Genomic DNA, 19541 nt, shown 5'->3' on the forward strand with positions numbered 1-19541 from the left:
ACGCAGGAGGAGCCGCTGATGGTTCGTGAGCAGACCCGGCGGTTCGCGGTCGCGTGCCTGGCCGCCGCTGTGGTGGTCCTGGTCGACCAGGCGACGAAGGCGGCCGCACTGGGAGGGTTGAGTCAGGAGGAGCGGATCCCGCTGCTGGGGGATCTGCTCGGGCTGCAGCTCGCGTTCAACCCCGGCGCGATCCTCTCCCTCGGAGCCGGGGTCACCGGGCTGCTCACTCTCCTCGGGGTCGGTGCCGTGGTGCTGCTGGTCGTCGCCGCCGCGCGGGCGCGGACCGGATGGTGGGCGATGGGGATCGGCCTGATCCTCGGGGGCGCGATCGGGAACCTGATCGACCGGCTGTTCTCCCCCCCTGGGTTCGGGGTCGGGCACGTCACCGACTTCCTCGCCTACGGGAACCTGTTCATCGGCAACCTCGCCGACGTCGCCCTCGGTGCCGGCGTCATCGTCCTCGGCCTGAGCCTGTGGACCCGACACCGCCGCTCCCGCGTCAGCGCGGACAGCGCGGCGCCTGCGACGGGCTCCGTGGTGAGCGGGTCATGATGGCGAAGCAGCGGACCCCGTCCGTATACCAGCGCAACGCGTTCGCGCCGGGGCTGCTCGCGGCGGCGGTGTTGTTCCTCGCGCCGGTACTGATGGGCGGGGACTGGTTCACCGTTGTGCTGTTCGTCGCCGCGATCTTCGCGGTCATCGTGGGGTGGTTCGCGATCCAGGCGCGGCAGTGGTGGTGGTTGCCTGTGTTCGTCGTGATCGCCGTGATTTGGAACCCGGTGTTCCCGTTCCCGTTCACCGGCCCGGTGTGGACTGCGGCGCAGCCGGTCGCCGCGGTCGTGTTCCTGGTCGCCGGCGCCCTGATCAAGGTCAAGCGCGCATGATCCGCCGCCCCGTCCTTGCCGCCATGACGCTGGTCGCGGCGCTGCTGCTGGCCGGGTGCACGTCCAGCGACTCGCTCGCGCAGCAGTACCGGGACGGAAGCGAGAAGGGCTACATCGCCGGTGACTTCCAGATCGTCGAGATCCCGGATGCCGACCGCGGGGAGCCGGTGGTGTTCGAGGGCGTCACCGAGACCGGGGAGACGGTGTCCAGTGACGACTACCGCGGCGGGGTGCTGGTGGTGAACTTCTGGTACGCCGCGTGCGGGCCGTGCATCGTCGAAGCCCCGATGCTTGAGGAGGTCTGGCAGGAGTATCAGGACCAGAGCGTCGCGTTCCTCGGGGTGAACACCTACGACCAGCCAGCCACCGCACTGTCGTTCGCCCGTGACAACAACGTCACCTACCCGAGCGTGATCGACGTGAACGACGGACGGGTCAAGCTCGCGTTCGCGCAGGTCACTCCGATCCAGGCCACCCCCACCACCTTGGTCATCGACCAGGAGGGGCGGGTCGCGGCGCGGATCATCGGGCAGTTGGCCAGCGCGTCGATCCTGTCCACCCTGGTCGCCGACACCCTCGCCGAGGACAGCTCATGAATCCGGGAGCGGTGATCGTCGACGGCGCCCTGTGGGTCGCGATCCCGGTCGCGATCCTCGCCGGGCTGGTGTCGTTCGTGTCCCCGTGCGTGCTGCCGCTGGTGCCTGGCTACCTCGGCTACCTCGGCAGCACCACCACGACGACCGCGGCCCCCACGCTGGACGGGGGGCGCACGGTGACGGCGGAGCGCGCGCGGCTGCTGCTGGGCGTGACATTGTTCATCGCCGGGTTCACCGTGGTGTTCGTCGCCGTCACGATCCTCGGCGGCACCTTCGGGTACCTGCTGCTGCAATACGCCAATGTGCTCACTCGCGTCTTCGGGGTCGTCATCATCGCCCTCGGCCTGGTGTTCCTCGGCTTCTTCGGCATCGCCCAGCGCACCCTCCGCCCTCGCGCCCAGGGTAGGACCGGGCTGATCGGGGCGCCGCTTCTCGGGTTCGCGCTCGGCGTCGGCTGGACCCCCTGTATCGGCCCGACGCTCGCAGCGATCATCTCCATGTCGTGGAACCTCGGTGACCCCGCCCGCGCGGGCCTGCTCGGGCTCGCGTACTCGCTGGGCCTGGGCATCCCGTTCCTGATCCTCGCGGCCGGATGGGGGTGGGCGTCCCGATCGGTGACGTTCCTGCGCCGCCACATCCGCGCCCTGAACATCATCGGCGGGGCCATGCTCATCGCCCTCGGCCTGCTGATGGTGACCGGGCTGTGGACGGCACTGATGTCGCAGCTGCAACAGGTGGTGATCAATGTCCCCCTCCCGCTCTGACACCGGCATCGACGTCACCGCCGACCCGCTACGCCCCGGCGACCACGCCGACAGCGAATCCGCGACGGAGATCACCCAGCCGGCGCTGGGCATCACCGGGTGGTTGCGGTGGGCATGGCGGCAGCTGACCAGCATGCGCACCGCATTGGTCCTGCTGCTGTTCCTCGCGATCGCCGCCGTCCCCGGGTCCCTGTTCCCGCAGCGCAGCGCCGACCCCAACGGTGTCATCCAGTGGGAGCGGGACAACCCTGACGTGTTCCCCCTCGCCGATGCGGTCGGCCTGTTCGACGTGTACCTGTCGCCGTGGTTCTCCGCGATCTATCTGCTGCTGTTCACCTCCCTGATCGGCTGCGTGATCCCGCGCGCCAAGCACCACTACAAGGCGCTCCGCTCCCGCCCCCCTCGCACCCCGGCCCGGCTGTCGCGGCTCTCGGAGTACCGGGAACTGACCTTGCCGAGAGAGGAAGGGAGGACCGACCCGGCCGCGCACGCGATCGACGTCGCGGCAGAGCAGCTGCGCAAGGCCGGATACCGGGTGGAGCGATACGACGCCCGCGGAGCCGCGTCGGTGTCGGCCGAGCGCGGCTACCTGCGCGAGACCGGCAACCTGATCTTCCACGTCGCCCTCGTCGGCGTGCTGGTCTCGGTCGCGATCGGCGGGTCGTTCGCGTATACCGGGCAGCGGGTGGTGGTGGAGGGCACCACGTTCGTGAACGCGCTCAGCGACTACTCCTCGTTCAACCCCGGCCGTTTCGTCGACGGCACGGGCCTTGCCCCCTACTCGCTCACCCTCGACGACTTCCAGGTCTCCTACCGGCTGCCCGGCACCCCCGGCGCAGGCCAGGCCGGAGACTTCTCCGCCGACATCACCATCCGCCAACCCGGGCAGGACGATCGGGCGCAGAGCGTGATCGTGAACTACCCGATCACCGTCGACGGCGATCGCATCTACCTGCTCGGCAACGGCTACGCCCCCACCCTCACGATCCGCGACGCCGCCGGCGAGGTGGTGTACAGCGAGTCGCAGCCGTTCCTGCCGCAGGACTCCAACATGACCTCGCTGGGCATCATCAAGATCCCGGACGGGCTGCCCGAACAGGTCGGGCTGGTCGGGTTCTTCTACCCCACCCAGGGGGTGCTGCCCTCCGGCGCGTTCACCTCCGTCTACCCGGACGTGGTCAATCCGGTGCTGACTCTCAACGTGTTCAGCGGGGATCTCGGCATCGACGACGGCACTCCGAGGTCGGTGTACACGCTCGAGGTCGACGGGCTCACCCAGCACACCGGCGGCGACACCGCCGCCGACTCCCTTGAGCTCACCCCCGGCGCCACCGTCGACCTGCCGAACGGGTGGGGCACGATCACCTGGGAGGAGGTCACGGCGGAGGAGCCGGTGAAGCGGTTCGCGTCGCTGCAGATCCAACGCGACCCCAGCAGCGGCTGGGTGCTCGCGTTCTCCGTGCTCGCCACCCTCGGCCTGTTCGCCGGCCTGTTCGTGCCCCGCCGCCGGCTCTGGGTGAAAGCCCGCACCACCCCGGATGGTGTGCACGTCGAGTACGCGGGACTGGCCCGCGGCGAAGACCCCGCTCTGGCGCGCGCCGTCGACGAGTTCGCGACCCGCCACGCGCACGCCCTCGGCGTAGACCAGCCTGCGAAGGACACACCGTGACGACCGTGTGGATCCCGGACGCCCCGCCGACCCTCGGCGGGTTCCTCACCCCGGCCCCGCTTCCGGCTCCGGTGCTACCGCTCCTCGCGGGACTCCTCGCGGTCGCCTACCTGGCCGGTGCGATCCGGATGTGGGTCCGCGGCCGCGGCTGGCCGGTGTGGCGGACGGTCAGCTTCCTGCTCGGCTGCGTCGCCCTCGCCGCGGTCACCGGCCTGGCGGTGGAGAACTTCGGGTACGCCCTGTTCTCGGTGTTCATGTTCCAGCAGCTCACCCTGATGATGGCGATCCCGCCGCTGCTGGTCCTCGGCTCTCCCGGCACCCTGCTGCTGCGCGCCACCCCGCACCACGGCCCAGGTCTCCTGGTGCTCCGCGCCGCGCACGCCGGGCTACGCAGTCGCACCGCACGGTGGCTGCTCAGCCCGTGGCTGGCGGTGCCGCTATACCTGGCCGCGTTCTACGGTCTGTACCTGGCGAACTTCGCCGATCCGATCCTGTCCACCGTCACCGGCCATACCCTCCTCGAGGTCGGGTTCCTGGTCGCCGGGATGCTGTTCACCATCCCGATCCTGTCGTCGGACCCGCTGCCGGTGCGGATGAGCCACGGCGGCCGCGCCCTGGACGTGTTCGCCGAGGCCGCCCTGCACGCCTTCTTCGGCGTCTTCCTGATGATGGCCACCACTACCCTCATCGACGGGTTCGCCGGCCCGACGAGCGCGCTGGGCATCGACCCGATCGAAGACCAGCGCCTCGCCGGCGGGCTGGCCTGGTCCTACGGCGAGGCCCCCACCTTGCTGATGCTCATCTACGTCATGCACCGCTGGTTCCGCGACGACACCGCCCAAGCGGTCGCCGCCGACCGTCGCGCCGACGCACACGGCGACCCTGAGCTCGACGCGTACAACGACTACCTCACCCGACTCCACCAGAAAGACACCTGACCGATGCGCACGCCTTTGCCGACACCCGCCCCGGCCGCCGCGCCGGAGCAGGAGACGCCGCGCCGCACCGTGGCGGCATGGTCGCAGCCGGTGTGGGCGGCGGTGCTGGCATCCGCGGCCGCCGGCCTGCTGCTGGATCTCGCCTCCGCACCGGTGGGGTGGTGGCCGTTGACGTTCGTGAGTGTCACGGTCGCCCTGGTGGCCCTGATCGGCCGCAGCATCGGCGGGGCGCTGCTGGTCGGCACTGTGTTCGGCGCCGTGTTCTACACGACCCATCTGGTGTGGGTGGGGGAGTTCCTCGGCCCGGTGCCGTGGCTTGCCCTCGCCGGGCTGGAAGCGGTCCTGTTCGGCGCGGGCGCGGTGCCGATCGCGCTCGCCTACCGGTGGACCGCCCGCTATCCGGCCCGCGGCCTCGTGCAGCTGCTCGCGGTACCGCCGCTGATCGGGGTTCTGTGGACGGCCCGTGAGGTGGTGATGGGTGCGTGGCCGTACTCCGGGTTCCCGTGGGCGCGCCTCGGGATGACCCAGGTGGGCGGCCCGCTCGCGGAGGCCGTGTCGTGGACGAGCGTGACCGGCCTGTCCCTGCTGATCGTCATTCTGTGCGCCTCTGTGGTGCAGTGGATCCGCGCCGGCGGCATCCGCTTCATGCTCGGGTTGCACCCTGCTGTGAGCGTCGCCGCTCTCCTGGTGATAGCGCCGCAGTTCCCCACCGCGCCGGCCGGGGAGTTCCGCGTGGGATGGGTGCAGGGCAACGGCCCCACCGGGTACTTCGACGACAAGGTGCCCGGCGACGTCCTGGCCGCGCAGACCGCCGCCACGGTGCCGCTGTACGGGCAGCCGATGGATCTGCTGGCCTGGCCGGAGGGCGGCGTCGACGCCGACCCGCTCAGTGATCCCGCCGCCGCCGAGGCGTTGGACCGGGTCGTGCGCTCGGCCGGGGCGCCGTTGCTGATGAACGCCGCCACCACCCGCGGCGACGATGTCTTCAACACGTCCCTGCTGTGGACCGCGGATCCCACGGGCCGGCAGTGGCACGACAAGGTCAACCCGGTCCCGTTCGGCGAGTACGTGCCGGACCGGTGGTTCTACGAGCTGATCGTCCCCGACCTGGTGGGCTTGATCCAACGCGAATACACCCCCGGCAGCAACCCGCCGCTCGTGCAGGTCGGCGACGTCGGGGTGGGGTTGGCGATCTGCTTCGACGTGATCTACGACGCCGTGATCTGGGACGGTGCCCGCGCCGGCGCAGAGGTGTTCGTGTTCCAGACCAACAACGCCGACTTCCGCGGCACCGACGAGAACCTGCAGCAGCTCGCGTTCGCCCGGATGCGCGCCATCGAAACCGGCCGCGCGGTCGTCAACGTCTCCACGGTGGGCACCAGCCAGGTCATCACCCCGGACGGCACCACCGTCGACAGCATCGGCGTCGACACCGTTGACGCGTCGATCACCACCGTCCCGCTGCGCACCGGACTCACCCCGGCGGTGATCCTCGGTCCCTGGCTCACCGCTCTCATCGTCCTCGCTGCCGCCGGCGCTCTCACCGCGGCGGGGTTCTCCCACCGTGCCCGCACGCGTGCGGCCGCCGCAGATCGTTCGACTGATCCGGGGAGGCACCCATGAACACGCCACGGATGAGGCCTGCCGGAGGTCGACTGGCCTGGTCGCTGCGAACGCTGGCGACGGGCAGCGATCTCACCCTTCCTGGTGACCTGACGGCGGAGGAGTGTGGGTGCGCGCCCACGCCCGCGGAGAGCCGCGCATTCCGGGCCGGGGTGAGCCGGCGCACTCTGCTGACGGCGGGAACATTGAGCGCGGCCGTGGACTCGCTGGCCTGGCTGGAAGCGAACGCGGGCTGACCGATGTGCACGGATCTACCGCGCCACCCCGCTCGCGGGCACCCCCTGACCGCAACGACGAAGAGGACGACCCTGCCATGACCGGAACCGACGCGCTCTCCCTCGACGGCATCTCACTGCTGCTGGTGTGGACGGCGATCGCCACCTACCTGCTCGCGTTCATCGCGTACACCATCGACCTGGCCGGGCGCTCCGTCCCCGCCAGCGTCCCGCAGCGGGAGCCGGTCCTGGCCGGCGCTACCGCACGGGCGGGCCAGCAGACGGACAACGCCCAGAGTGGGTCGGTGGACAGTGTTCGCACGCCGCCCGCGCAGCGTCAACGGCTGCTGTGGGCGCGGATCGGGACGTCGCTGACGGTCCTCGCGTTCCTGTTCCACCTGGCCGGCACCATCCTGCGCGGCATCGCCGCGGAGCGGGTGCCGTGGGCGAACATGTACGAGTTCGCGCTGACCGGCACGGTCTTGATCGTGGCCGTCTACCTGCTGGTGCTGCGCCGCTACGACCTCCGCTTCCTCGGTGCGTTCCTGATCGGCATGGTGGTGCTGCTGCTGGGTGGCGCGACGGTCTCGTTCTACGTCGAGGTCGTTCCGCTGATGGATCCGCTCAAGAGCGTGTGGCTGGTCATCCACGTCTTCGTCGCGTCCCTGGCCACCGCCCTGTTCGCGATCGCCTGCGGCATCTCCATCACCCAGCTCCTGCAGGCCCGCCGGGAGCGCCGCACCCGAGCATCCTCGGACACTGCCCGCGCCGACGGTCTTGGGTTTCTGCGCACTCTGCCCGCCGCCGACGTGCTCGAGTCCCTCGCGTACCGGTTCGCGATCGTGGGGTTCGTGTTCTGGACGTTCACCCTGATCGCCGGCGCGATCTGGGCCAACGACTCCTGGGGTCGCTACTGGGGCTTCGATGTCAAGGAGGTGTGGACGTTCGTGATCTGGGTGCTCTACGCCGGCTACATCCACGCCCGCGCGACCCGCGGCTGGCGCGGCACCCGCTCCGCCTGGCTGTCCATCATCGGGTTCGTCGCGGTGCTGTTCAACTTCACGATCGTGAACATGTTCTTCCAGGGCCTCCACTCCTACTCCGGGCTCACATGACCCCGCACCCCTGCCCCGCCCTCTTGCCCGAGCCGAAAGCACGCACATGACCCCGATACTCTCGATTCCCGCCACCACGGGTGCGGATGCCACTGAACGCGGACAGCGGTCACTCCGACCGCGACAGGAATGACTCCTCGCGTCTTGCGGGTCGCAGGGCCTGCGATCCTCGGCGGGGTCGCACTCATCGCCTTGGTCGGGGCGTTGTGGTTCGGTGGGGGTGCTGCGCAGATCCCACTCGGCGACGCCGGCCCTGTTGTGCGCTGGGGGCTTCCGGTCACGAAACTGGTCGTGAATCTCGCCGCCGCGGGCATGGTCGGTGTGCTCGTGACCGCCTTGTTCACGCTGCGGGCCGGTGAGCGCGAGTTCGACGTCGCCCTCGATACCGCGTCGATCTCTGCAGCCCTGTTCACCGTGGCCGCGGGCGCGACCGGGTTCCTCACGCTTCTCAGCGTGTTCAACCCGGCCATCGACGCAGGCCCCCAGTTCGGTGCCCAGCTCGGCCGGTTCCTCGTCGAGCTCGAGGTCGGCAGGACATGGCTGATCACGACGGTCGCCGGCGCCGCCCTCACCGTCCTGACATTCGCCGTGCGGTCCTGGGTCGGGACGCTTCTGGTCGCCCTGGTGGCGGTGGCCTCGCTCGTGCCGATGGGCACGCAGGGGCACTCCGGCGATGACGCCTTCCACCACGAGGCGATGATGGCGCTCATCCTGCACATCATCGGCGCCGCGGTGTGGCTCGGCGGGCTCCTGCTGCTCATCGCCGTCCGTCCAGCCCTCGACCGTCGCCGCATCCCCGATCTCGTCGCCCGCTACTCGAGCATCGCTCTGGCCGCGTTCGTGCTCGTCGCCGTGTCCGGCACGGTGCGCGCCGCCATCGGCCTGCAGGAGTGGTCCGATCTGCTCTCGCCCTATGGCGCGATCTTGGGCATCAAGGTCGTCGCGCTCGTCGGCCTCGGCCTCTTCGGGGCGTGGTACCGCACCCGCCTGATCGGCAGGATGCGCAGCTCCGACGCGGCATCCCGCCCTTTCTGGATGCTCATCGCGTTCGAGCTGGCACTGATGGGTGTGGCCAGCGGCGCCGCCGCAGCGCTGGCCCGCACTCCGCCACCGAACCCGGCCCCGCTTCCCGAGATCCCCTCGCCGGCAGAACGCCTCACCGGTGCCCCGCTGCCCCCGGAGCTCACGATCGAACGGTGGGTCACCGCGTGGAACGTGGACATGTTGTGGGCGGTGCTCGCCGGGTTCGCGATCTTCTTCTATCTCGCCGGGGTGTGGCGGCTGCGCCGGCGCGGCGACGCGTGGCCTGTGTATCGCACGATCATGTGGGTCGCCGGCATGGTGCTGCTGGTCTGGGTCACCGGCGGCGTCGTCAACGTCTACCAGGACTACCTGTTCAGCATGCACATGGTGGGGCACATGCTGCTCACGATGGCGATCCCGGTGCTGCTGGTCGCCGGCGCCCCGGTGACCCTCGCCGCCCGGGCGATCCGCAAACGCGACGACGGCACCCGCGGCGGGCGGGAGTGGATCCTGTGGGCGGTGCATTCGCCCGTCGCCCGCATCCTGACGAACCCGTTCGTCGCGGCCGCCCTGTTCATCGGCTCACTGTGGGTGTTCTATTACACCGACCTGTTCCGCTGGTCGCTGTACGACCACCTCGGCCACCAGTGGATGATCGCGCACTTCCTCATCACCGGCTACCTGTTCGCGCTCTCCCTGATCGGCATCGACCCGGTGCCGTGGCGGCTTCCCTACGCCGGCAGGCTGCTGCTGCTCATCGGTGTGATGGCGATGCACGCGTTCTTCGGCATCGCCATCATGATGCAGTCGGGGCTGATGGTCGCCGACTGGTTCGGGTCGATGGGTCGCACCTGGGGTGTCACACCGCTCGAGGATCAGTACACCGGCGGCGGTATCGCGTGGTCGATCGGTGAGATCCCCACCCTGATCCTCGCGATCACGGTCGCGATTCAGTGGAGTCGCAGCGACGACCGCGAGACCAAGCGGCGAGACCGGCACGCCGACCGCACCGGCGAAGCCGAGCTCGAGGCCTACAACGCACGCCTCACCGAGCTCGCCGACCGCGATGCTCGCAGCCGCAGATAGGGCGCACTACGTGACGACGAAAGAGGAGCTCGCCGACCGCTACGGTCGGGGACCGCGGCCCATCCGCCGCCGCGTGTTCTGGGTCACCGTCGCGACGGCGGCAATCCTGTCTGTCGCCGGGCTTTCGTGGCTGACTGTCTCGAACTCGCTCGACGACGTCGGATTCGACGAGACCGGATACGAGCTGGTCGATGCGCGCACCGTGACCGTATCCTTCCAAGCCACGCCACCCGCTGGGACGTCGTTCGCATGCGCGGTGCAGGCATTGGATGAGGACTTCGGCATCGTCGGTTGGCGGGTCATCGAGTACCCCGCGTCCGAGGAGATCACACGAGCACTCGTGGAGACCATCCCGACCGTCGCGCAGGCAACGACCGGCACCGTGCAATCCTGCTGGGCCACATAGCCGCGCAAGGGAGGCCGTCGCCTGCGCCGGCTGAGTCTCTCAAGCGGTGGGCCTGTCTTCGTGGTCGATGCCGTGGTGCTCTTTGCCGCGCTCGAAGTTGAGCAGGCGGAGTGCGTTGCCGACGACGATCAGGGTGGAGCCTTCGTGGATGAGTACGACCGCGCCGATGTTCAGGCCGAGGAAGGTGGCGAGGATGAGGAACGCGACGATCGCGAGGCTGGCGATGAGGTTCTGCCGGATGATGCGGCTGGTGGCGCGGCTGAGCCGCACGGCGAACGGGACGCGGCCGAGGTCGTCGCTCATCAGCGCGATGTCGCAGGTTTCCAACGCGACGGTGGAGCCGGCGGCGCCCATCGCGATGCCGACGTCGGCGCGGGCCATCGCGGGGGCGTCGTTGACGCCGTCGCCGACCATCGCGATCGGTCGGTGGGTTTCGGCGAGGCGGGTGATCTGAGCGACTTTGTCCTCGGGGAGCAGTTCGCCGATCGCGGTGTCGACGCCGACTTCCCGGCCGACCGCGTCGGCGACGCGCTGGTTGTCGCCGGAGATCATCACGAGCTGCCCCACGTTCGCGCCCCGGAGCGCGCTGAGCACCTGGGCGGACTCCGCGCGGGACGCATCCATCACGCCGACGATGCCGAGGAACCGGTCGCCACGGCGGATGATCATCAGCGTCTGCCCGGAGTCCCGCGCCTGCGTGTACGCGTCGGCGAGCGTGCCGGTCAGCGCGAGTTGCTGCTCGTCGAACATGCGCAGGTTGCCGACGTCGACCCGCTCGCCGTCGATCGTCGCCGTGACGCCACGCCCGACGACCGCGTTCAGGTCTGTCGCGGTGAGGCGCTCGGCCTGGGGGACGCGGGGCTCGAGGTCGCGGACGATCGCCTCGGCCAGCGGGTGATCGCTGAGCGCTTCGACAGCGACCAGAGTGCGGATCAGCTCGGACTCGGGCACGTCGGCGGCGGGGGTGACGGACGTCACCCGGGGGGCACCCCAGGTCAGGGTGCCGGTCTTGTCGAACGCCATCGCCTTGACCCGCCCGAGCGTCTCGAGCGGGGCGCCGCCCTTGACGAGCACCCCGGCACGCGCAGCACGGGCGACCCCTGCCAGCACCGCGGCCGGGGTTGCGATCGCGAGCGCGCAGGGGCTGGCGGCGACGAGCACGGTCATGGCGAGGTAGAACGCGTCGGGGAACGGTTGCGCGAACGCGAGCCAGGAGATCAGGAGGGTGACGGCGACCCCGAGGATCACGGCGGGCACGTACCAACGCTGGAACCGGTCGATGAACTGCTGTGTGGGGGAGGCGGCCTGGTCGGCGGAGCGGACGAGCTCGACGACCTTGCTGAGCGTCGAGTCCGCGGAGGTCGCGGTGACCTCGACCTCGAGCACGCCGGACCCGTTCACGGTGCCGGCGAACACACGGTTGGCGGCGGGCAGGGTGTCGACGGTGCGCATCGCCCGCTCCGGGTCGGCCACCGGCTCCTTCTCCACCGGAATCGACTCCCCGGTGACCGCGGACTGATCCACTGCGGACACCCCGGAGATCACGAACCCGTCTGAGGGAATGCGGGAGTTCGGGCGGATGACGACGATGTCGCCGACGACGATCTCCTCCACCGGCACCTCCACCGGCTCGTCCCCGCCGCGGCGCACCAGGGCGCTGCGGGGAGCGAGCTCGGCCAGGGACTCGATGGACTTGCTGGCACGGCTGAGGGCGTATTCCTCGAGCGCGTGGCCGAGGCTGAACAGGAACAGCAGCACCGCCCCTTCCGCCCACCGGCCGATGAGGGCGGCGCCGATCGCGGCCACCAGCATGAGGAAGTCGACCTCGAACTTCCCTCGCATCGTCGAGGCGATCGCGGTGCGGAACGTGAAGAACCCACCGAAGAAGTAGGTGGCGAGGAAGAACACCAACGGCCACCCGACCATCGGCAGCCCCAACGCGAACTCGGCGATCATCCCGCCGGCGTAGGTCACGCCCGCGGCGATCGCGAACCACAGCTCCCACCGGGCCGAACCGTGGGAATGGTCGTGCGTCTCCGCAGCGGGCGCGGTAGTCGTCGGGGAAGAAGCAGTCATGCGACCAGGATACATCACAAGATCATGATATATTGTAGTTGTGAATGATTATCGTGGTCGGAGGGCACAATGGTGAGCATGGCCGGTACTGAGACGCGTCGGGAAGCAGGCACCCTGTCCGTAGCGGATGCTGAGCGTCTCGCCGAGATCATGCAGGCACTGGCGTCACCTGTGCGGCTGCGCATTCTGAGCGCGCTGAGTGTTCAGCCGAGCACCGTGACCGACCTCAGCGAACAGCTGCACATCGGACAGACGACCACATCGAACCATTTGCGGCTGCTGCGGCATCTGAGCCTGGTCCTTGGCACGCGCGACGGCCGGCACATCCACTACTCGCTCTTCGACGACCACGTCTCCGAACTGCTCGAGGAGGCCATCGGGCACCTCGAGCATCTGCCCGGCGGAGGATGACGCCTGCCGGAGCTCCCCGATTGACGAGAGTATTCCCGTTCACGTCGGGGGGCGCTGCTGCGGCCGGGGAGAGCGCGTCGCTGCCGGTTCGGACACGCTGCATGGTGTGTAGCCGATCGCCGCGACGGCCATGAGCTCTTGTAAGAATCCGCCACTACTCGCGGAATCCTGAACCCGAAACCCCAGCCAACTACCGTGGAATCGCGGCATTCCTCGCCATCTCGAGCGGGAACCTACAGTAGGTAGGTCGGAGGGCTTCTTCCACCGCGTGGCGGTGCATGGTGCGCCGATCGGCGTCCTGAGACTCGTCGGCGCAGAGCTCGTGGGGGCTCAGGACCCGATAGCCGTGTCGGGCGTCTGCGATGATCTCGGGAAGGACCGTTCGTCCCGTTGCCTCATGCAGCGATGCGATTCCTTTGGCCGTCCGCGCGGATGGTGTCGCCCTCAAGTCGCGGTCGTGACTGCCGGGCACGACGAACGCGGACCGCGTAACTGCACGGTCAGCGCGATCGATTTCTGAACGTGTCCGAGAGCGACATCGCCCGGGTGCAGCGCCACATCTTCCAGCCTGTCGTGCCCCCCGCAGCAGCCATCGCTGTATGTGGAGCCGGCAGCGATGAAGCCCTCGGCAGACTTCTTACGCGCGGAGGCCAAGGCGGCCGACGGTTTCGTCGACGCTCGCGATCTGTAGATCCAAGGCGTCGGCGAGGGCGATCGTGCGACGCACGAGGGGCCCGTTTCCCACGGCGAGTTCGCCTCGCCGCAGGTAGAGCGTGTCCTCCAGGCCGGCGCGGGCGTTGGCGCCCATCGCGAGTCCCATCGCGGTGAGCCGGAGGTTGGCGCGACCGACGGCGATGATCTGCCAGATCGCGTCGGCGGGGAGGCGGCGTGCGAGCGTCAGCAGGTTCTCTGGTGTCGCGGCCGCGCCGCCCGACACGCCGAGCACGATGCTGAACTGGGGCTGTCCGGTGATGAGGCCCTCGTCGATGAGTCGAAGGCACATGTCGAGGTGGCCGGTGTCGTAGATCTCCATCTCGGGTTTCACGCCGAGTTCCTGCATCCGGGCGGCGAGGCGCCGTACGTCTGTGGGCGGATTGCGGAACTCGCCGCCCCCGAAGCTCATGCTGCACGGATTGAGCGTCGCCATCTGCGGCTGCAGCTCCACGAGGCGCGCCCTGTCGGCGAACTCGACGCCGAGCCCGACCCCGGTGGAGACCTGGATGAGGATCGGGCACGCGTCACGGATGAGCGATATCGTCCGCTCCGCGATGGCCAGGTCTGCGGTCGGCGCCCCGTCTTCGTCGCGGAAGTGGAGATGCGCGACGGCGGCGCCGAGCTCGTATGCCTCGACGACGGCATCCGCGATCTCCTGTGGCTGCGTCGGCAGGCTTGGGTTGTCAGAGGTCGTGGCGATCGGACCGGTGGTGGCGACGGTGAGGATGACGGACATCGCGAGCTCCTTCGCTGCGGGATCTTTGCCGCAGGCTTGCATGAAATTTGCACTTGAGTGCAAGATAGCAAGTGGTGACGGCGGGCGCCACTTACCCCGCTCGTCACGCTCCGGAGGGAAGGGTCGACAATGCGAGCGATGGCGTGCGACGGTTTCGGCGATCCCGATGTCGTGTACGAGACCGATGTGGAGCTCCCGCCCGTCGGGCCGCAGGGGGTGCTGGTCAGGATGGCGTATGCAAGCGTCAACCCTGGCGACACCCGGCTCAGGCGAGGATCGTTCTCGGGGAGGGCGCGGCATCACTTCCCGCTCGTCCTCGGGCTGGACGGATCCGGGGTCGTGGAACAGGTGGGCGCTTCAGGCTCGCCGTTCTCTGTGGGGCAAGCCGTGTACGGGTTCTTTCTGCACGACTACGTCGGTGACGGCACGTATGCGGAGTACGCCTCGACTCGATCTTCCCGCCTCGCTCCGGTGCCGGCGGGTGTGAGCATGCGCGATGCTGCAGCCGTTGCCTGCGCAGGCGGCACGGCGATGGTGCTCGTCGAAGAGCTGGCGCAGGTCGCTTCGGGCAGCCGCGTCCTCGTGGCAGGCGCTTCGGGTGGCGTTGGGCATTTCGCGGTCCAGCTCGCCGCCGCGGCGGGGGCCGAGGTGATCGCGGTCGCGCGTTCCGAACATCATCGGCTGATGCGCTCGCTGGGTGCCGCGCACGCGATCGACTACCGTGACCCCTCTCTTCCCGCGATCGTCACGGGTGTCGCGCCCGGTGGTGTCGACGCGGCGATCGACACGGTCGGCGGTGAGTCGCAGCTCCTGCTCTCCCGGCTGGTGCGAGAGGGTGGCCGCATCGCGTCATGCGTGCACCCCGCGCAGTCCGACGCATTCGCGCGGCGCGGCCAGGTTCTCGAGTATCGCTTCTTCGAAGCGACACCCTCACGGATGGCTCGTCTCACCCGCCTTCTCTCCGATGGCGGTCTGCATCCTCACATCTCGCTCGAGTACGAGCTCGATGAGGTCGCCACCGCCCATCGCATGATCGAAGCGGGCGGTGTGGCGGGGAAGATCCTCTTGTCCATCGGCGGGGAAACCGTCACTGCGCTGGTCTGAGTGCACGCAGGATCAGATCCGCGGCGGCATCGACGGCGTCGACGTAGGACGTTCTCGCCTCGCGCACCCATCGGAAGGTGGCGCCCATCAGTGCGTCGCTGATCGTCCGCGCAGCGAGAACGATGTCGGTATCGGAGTCGATCGAACCCGCATCCACACCGGCTTGAAGGATGAGCTCGAGGTCGGGGAGGAGGGTGGACTCGTAGATGATCGGTCCCTTGGCGGCAGCCCATCCGGACATCATCTGCCGTGAGATCTCGGGCTCCGCTTCGACTACCCGCGTGATCCCGCGCAGGTAGTCGCGCACGCGCTGCTCGGTGGGAAGCGACTGCGCGTCCCCTGCGTCGATGAGTGAGCGATCGGCCAGGCGCCGAGTCCAGAACATCGGGATGTCGCTCTTGTTGGGGAAGTAGTTGAAGGCCGTCCTGCGTGACGTGCCGGCGCGCTCGGCGATGTCGGCCATGGTCGTGTTCTCGTAGCCCCGTTCCGCGAAGAGCGCGGCCGCCGCCTGGTACAGCCGCTCACGTGTGGCAGTGACCGAGGCTCGTTCCATGTGTGGATACCTTTCTGAACGGGATCTCGTCGGGATGCTTGACGAAACTTGCACTCGAGTGCAAGATGAACTGGATTGCACTCCAGTGTAGGGATGCGCGATCGCAATCGTCGAGGAGGACGACCGTCATGATCAGCTATACCCATGGGCCGCACGACCTGGGCGGTGGATGCCATGCCTGGCTGCAGCCCCGAGGCAGATGGGGCCAGAGCAATTCGGGGCTGATCCGGGATGCGGGCGAGTCGCTCCTCGTCGACACCTTTCTCGATCTCGCCCACACCGGGGCCATGCTCGCCGGCATCGACATGCTCGTGCGCGAGCATCCCATCCGGACGATCGTCAACACCCACTCCGATGGCGATCACTGGTTCGGCAACGAACTCGTTGCGGGGGCGGATGTCGAGATCATCGCGTCCGTCGCGGCCGCGGCGCTCATGACCGAAGACGCAGCGCGCTCCCTGGCATCGCTGTGGGAGCGGGAAGACCAGATCGGTGACTATGTGCGCACGGTCGCCGGCGGCTTCGATCCTTCCGGCATCCGACCGACGCCACCGACTCGAACGTTCTCCGGGACGATCGAGCTCCGCGTAGGCGGCCGGACCGTCGAGCTGATCGAGGTGGGACCGGCGCACACGGCGGGAGACGTCATCGTGCATGTGCCAGACGCGAAGGTGGTCTACGCGGGCGACATCCTCTTCGTCGGCACCGCGCCGCTCGTCTGGGCCGGGCCGATCTCTCGCAGCATCGCCGCCTGCGACCTCTTGCTGGGCCTGGACGTCGGCACCTTCGTCCCCGGCCACGGGCCGATCACGGACCGGTCGGGAGTCGTTCGCGTGAGGGACTACCTCGTGTACGTGGAGGACGAGGCATCCCTCTGCTTCACGGCCGGGATGACCGTGGACGAAGCCGCGGCCTCGATCGATCTGTCGCGCTTCTCCGACATGGTCGAGCACGAACGCCTCGTCGCCAACGTGGAGAACGTGTACGAGACCCTCGATCCCTCCCGTCCGCGGGCGACACGCGTGGATCTCTTCGGCAGCATGGCGCGCGCCCACAGCGCCCACGCCCAGCTGACGACGGCAGCCGAGGAGATCGGCGGATGAAGATCGCCCGGATCGCCGACCCCGCCGGCCCGCGCGCGGCGGTCGTCACCGAAGACCGCATCCAGCCCCTCGCGCACGCACTGACGGTGGAACAGCTCCTGTGCGCATCGCCGGAGGAGCGAGAGCGACTTGTCGAGGCATCGGCGGCCGGACCCCAGAGACACCTGTCCGAGGTCCGGCTTCTTGCCCCGATCCTTCCGCCGACCCTTCGCGACTACATCACCTACGAGGAACACCTGGAGGGCAGCCTGAAGGGACTCGGAATCTCGCCTCCCGCCGTCTGGTACGAGCAGCCGGTCTTCTTCTTCTGCAACACCAACGCCGTCGTCGGCCCCAGCGAGCCTGTTGCGATCCCCCCGGGGTGCATCCGCTTCGACTTCGAGCTCGAACTCGCCGCCGTGATCGGACGGCCCGGCCGCGACCTTCGCCCCGACGAGGCGATGGAGCACATCGCCGGCTACACGATCTTCAACGACTGGTCGGCTCGCGACCTGATGGCATCCGTCATTCCGATCGGCGTCGGCCCGGTCAAGGGCAAGGACTTCGCCAACACGATCGGCCCGTGGATCGTGACCGCGGACGAGCTCGAGCCGTATCGCCGCGACGGTCGTATCGCCCTGGAGATGCACGCCGAGGTCAACGGAGTGCCTCTGCCTGCGGGAGGCGACAACTCGGTCAACATGTCGTGGTCGTTCGAGGAGATGGCGGCCTATGCGTCACGCGGCGCCGACCTCGTCGTCGGCGACGTGCTCGCCGCCGGGACGTGCGGGGGCGGATCGCTCCTGGAGTACTGGGGACACACGGGCTCGGAGGTGCCGCCGCCTCTGCGTGCCGGCGACGTCGTGACGCTCGTCGTCGAAGGCATAGGAGAACTGTCCACGACGGTCGTGTCCGGCGTCGAGCCCGTCTCCATTCCGCGCGCACGCCCGCCGCTCCACCGGCGCCCCCGCACCTGGACGGCTCCCGCTCGGGAGGCCGTCCGACCCGAAAGGAAGGCAGAGAGTTGACGAAGACCCTGATCAAGAACGCACTGCTCGTGACGATGGACCCGGCGACGGAGGATCTGCGAAGCGGCGACATCCTCCTCGTCGACGATCGGATCGCGCAGCTCGCGCCCGAGATCCACGTCGACGACGCCGAGGTGGTCGACGCGAGCGGAATGGTCGCGAGCCCCGGATTCGTCGACACCCACAGGCACGTCTGGCAGTCGCTGCTGCGCGGCGTCGCCGTCGACTGGAGCCTGTTCCAGTACATGGTCGAGATGCGTACGATGTACCCCGTCTGCTACGGCGTGGAGGAGGCCTACCTCGGAAATCACTACGGCGCCTGGGAGGCGCTCAACGCCGGTGTCACGACGGTCGTCGACCACTCCCACCTGCAGATCTCGGAGCAGCACTCCGACGCACTGGTCGAGGGACTGAAGGATGCCGGCATCCGCGGCATCTTCGGCTACGGCGTGTACCGCAACCCGCGGTACGTCCCGGGGGAGCAGATCGACCCGTCTGCTCTCATCGTGGAGATCGCAGGTCCGATCGAGACGTTCCACCGGCGCAACGCCGAGCGCGTTCGCGAGAAGTACTTCCCCGCGAACGACGGCCTCCTGCGTTTCGGGATCGCCAGCAGCGAGTTCTTCACCTTTCCGAGCATGGAGCCGATCCTCGAGGAGCTCGCCTGGAGCCGCACTCTCGAGCCTGCGCGGATCACGTTCCACGCCGCGATCGGCATCAACGGCGATGTGGACATCATCAACGACCTCTCTGCGGCGGGTGCGCTCGGCGATGATCTGCTGATGTCGCACGCCAACTGCCTGACGGACGAGGATCTGGCCACGATCGCGCGCGAGGGAGGATGGATCTCCACGACGCCCGACACCGAGCTTCAGATGTCGGGAACCTTCCCCGTCCTCGAACGCGTGGTGCGCTCGGGCCGGATGCCGTCGCTCGGGGTCGACATCGTCTCCGGTTTCGCGGGCGACATGTTCACGCAGATGCGCCTGATGCTGCAGGCGATGCGTTTCCGCCACAATGAGGCGACCGTGCCGGGCGGACTGCCCAGCTCTGTGAAGTACGCGGCCGCCGACATGCTGAAGTACGCCACTCTCGGCGGCGCGACCTGTGTCGGCTTGCAGGACGAGATCGGCAGCATCACGGTGGGGAAGAAGGCCGACGTCGTCCTGACCCGGCTCGATTCGGTGAATACCGCAGCGCTGCGCGACCCCGTCGCCGCGCTCGTGTTCTTCGCCAACGCCTCCGACGTCGAGGACGTCTGGGTCGGCGGGGTCGCCCGCAAGCGCGGTGGCGAGCTTCAGGGAGTGTCCTGGGGCAGCCTGCGGGACCGCGTGCAGTCGGCGCGGACGAAGATCGACGACCGGTTCGCGCGGATCGACGCCACGGCGATGCGCCGGGCCTGGGAACCGGTCTGGGGCATCGCCGAGGACGCCAGTCTGAGATGACGGGGCGACACGGTGCCGCCGACATGGCCAGCCACGTCTCTGGCGGCACGCTCGACCTCGGTGCGGGGTACGC

The 19541-nt window shown here is 68.9% G+C and carries 18 protein-coding genes; 15 read left to right on the forward strand and 3 right to left on the reverse strand.

The features are described 5' to 3' along the window. The first annotated feature begins 18 nt into the window (after positions 1-18). From AOA12_RS01170 to AOA12_RS01215, 10 genes are all read left to right on the forward strand, one after another. Entirely contained in the window at positions 19-552 is a 534-nt protein-coding gene (locus AOA12_RS01170; protein WP_045246901.1) for a signal peptidase II, read from the forward strand. Then, complete coding sequence (locus AOA12_RS01175) at positions 549-884, forward strand: DUF6804 family protein (RefSeq protein WP_054679000.1); 336 nt, start codon at positions 549-551, stop codon at positions 882-884. Before AOA12_RS01170 ends, AOA12_RS01175 begins: the two co-directional genes overlap by 4 nt. Further along, the gene (locus AOA12_RS01180; RefSeq protein WP_054679003.1) at positions 881-1480 is read left to right on the forward strand and encodes a TlpA family protein disulfide reductase; all 600 of its coding nucleotides are present in this window, start codon (positions 881-883) and stop codon (positions 1478-1480) included. Before AOA12_RS01175 ends, AOA12_RS01180 begins: the two co-directional genes overlap by 4 nt. Beyond that, complete coding sequence (locus AOA12_RS01185; RefSeq protein WP_045246898.1) at positions 1477-2244, forward strand: cytochrome c biogenesis CcdA family protein; 768 nt, start codon at positions 1477-1479, stop codon at positions 2242-2244. Before AOA12_RS01180 ends, AOA12_RS01185 begins: the two co-directional genes overlap by 4 nt. Then, positions 2225-3913, forward strand: a complete 1689-nt coding sequence (resB, locus tag AOA12_RS01190; protein ID WP_045246897.1) for a cytochrome c biogenesis protein ResB — start codon at positions 2225-2227, stop codon at positions 3911-3913. Before AOA12_RS01185 ends, resB begins: the two co-directional genes overlap by 20 nt. Beyond that, positions 3910-4851, forward strand: coding sequence for a cytochrome c oxidase assembly protein (locus AOA12_RS01195; protein ID WP_045246896.1), 942 nt, complete (start codon positions 3910-3912; stop codon positions 4849-4851). Before resB ends, AOA12_RS01195 begins: the two co-directional genes overlap by 4 nt. Positions 4852-4854: 3 nt before the next feature. Beyond that, positions 4855-6474: an apolipoprotein N-acyltransferase gene (gene lnt / locus AOA12_RS01200; protein WP_156366343.1), complete on the forward strand. Its 1620-nt coding sequence runs from the start codon at positions 4855-4857 to the stop codon at positions 6472-6474. Positions 6475-6787: 313 nt separating this feature from the next. Further along, on the forward strand, positions 6788-7804 hold the full coding sequence (ccsB, locus tag AOA12_RS01205) for a c-type cytochrome biogenesis protein CcsB (RefSeq protein ID WP_045246027.1): 1017 nt from the start codon (positions 6788-6790) through the stop codon (positions 7802-7804). A 129-nt stretch (positions 7805-7933) separates the two neighbouring features. After that, complete coding sequence (locus AOA12_RS01210) at positions 7934-9913, forward strand: cytochrome c oxidase assembly protein (protein ID WP_045246025.1); 1980 nt, start codon at positions 7934-7936, stop codon at positions 9911-9913. A gap of 10 nt (positions 9914-9923) precedes the next feature. Next, entirely contained in the window at positions 9924-10319 is a 396-nt protein-coding gene (locus AOA12_RS01215) for a DUF4307 domain-containing protein (protein ID WP_045246023.1), read from the forward strand. Between the two features lie 39 nt (positions 10320-10358). Here AOA12_RS01215 and AOA12_RS01220 read toward each other — a convergent pair whose 3' ends face one another. Next, positions 10359-12395, reverse strand: a complete 2037-nt coding sequence (locus AOA12_RS01220) for a heavy metal translocating P-type ATPase (protein ID WP_048809453.1) — start codon at positions 12393-12395, stop codon at positions 10359-10361. A 78-nt stretch (positions 12396-12473) separates the two neighbouring features. Between AOA12_RS01220 and AOA12_RS01225 the strand changes: the two genes are divergently transcribed. Then, positions 12474-12806, forward strand: a complete 333-nt coding sequence (locus AOA12_RS01225) for an ArsR/SmtB family transcription factor (protein ID WP_045246029.1) — start codon at positions 12474-12476, stop codon at positions 12804-12806. A gap of 637 nt (positions 12807-13443) precedes the next feature. Here the strand turns inward: AOA12_RS01225 and AOA12_RS01230 are convergent. Further along, the gene (locus AOA12_RS01230; protein ID WP_054679006.1) at positions 13444-14256 is read right to left on the reverse strand and encodes a 3-keto-5-aminohexanoate cleavage protein; all 813 of its coding nucleotides are present in this window, start codon (positions 14254-14256) and stop codon (positions 13444-13446) included. 138 nt (positions 14257-14394) lie between these two features. Between AOA12_RS01230 and AOA12_RS01235 the strand changes: the two genes are divergently transcribed. Further along, complete coding sequence (locus AOA12_RS01235) at positions 14395-15360, forward strand: NADP-dependent oxidoreductase (protein WP_054679010.1); 966 nt, start codon at positions 14395-14397, stop codon at positions 15358-15360. Here the strand turns inward: AOA12_RS01235 and AOA12_RS01240 are convergent. Next, the gene (locus tag AOA12_RS01240; RefSeq protein WP_054679013.1) at positions 15344-15913 is read right to left on the reverse strand and encodes a TetR/AcrR family transcriptional regulator; all 570 of its coding nucleotides are present in this window, start codon (positions 15911-15913) and stop codon (positions 15344-15346) included. The genes AOA12_RS01235 and AOA12_RS01240 overlap by 17 nt on opposite strands. 65 nt (positions 15914-15978) lie before the next feature. Here AOA12_RS01240 and AOA12_RS01245 point away from each other — a divergent pair, with 65 nt between their 5' ends. From AOA12_RS01245 to AOA12_RS01255, 3 genes are read left to right on the forward strand one after another with little or no spacing between them, the layout of a single operon-like run. Next, complete coding sequence (locus tag AOA12_RS01245) at positions 15979-17016, forward strand: MBL fold metallo-hydrolase (RefSeq protein ID WP_197281030.1); 1038 nt, start codon at positions 15979-15981, stop codon at positions 17014-17016. Then, positions 17013-18023, forward strand: coding sequence for a fumarylacetoacetate hydrolase family protein (locus AOA12_RS01250; protein ID WP_054679018.1), 1011 nt, complete (start codon positions 17013-17015; stop codon positions 18021-18023). Before AOA12_RS01245 ends, AOA12_RS01250 begins: the two co-directional genes overlap by 4 nt. Further along, the gene (locus tag AOA12_RS01255; RefSeq protein ID WP_197281031.1) at positions 18020-19468 is read left to right on the forward strand and encodes an amidohydrolase family protein; all 1449 of its coding nucleotides are present in this window, start codon (positions 18020-18022) and stop codon (positions 19466-19468) included. The genes AOA12_RS01250 and AOA12_RS01255 overlap by 4 nt, the downstream gene beginning before the upstream one ends. Positions 19469-19541: the final 73 nt, after the last annotated feature.

The sequence above is a fragment of the Microbacterium sp. No. 7 genome (genome assembly GCF_001314225.1).
In the GTDB taxonomy this organism is placed as follows: Bacteria; Actinomycetota; Actinomycetes; order Actinomycetales; family Microbacteriaceae; genus Microbacterium.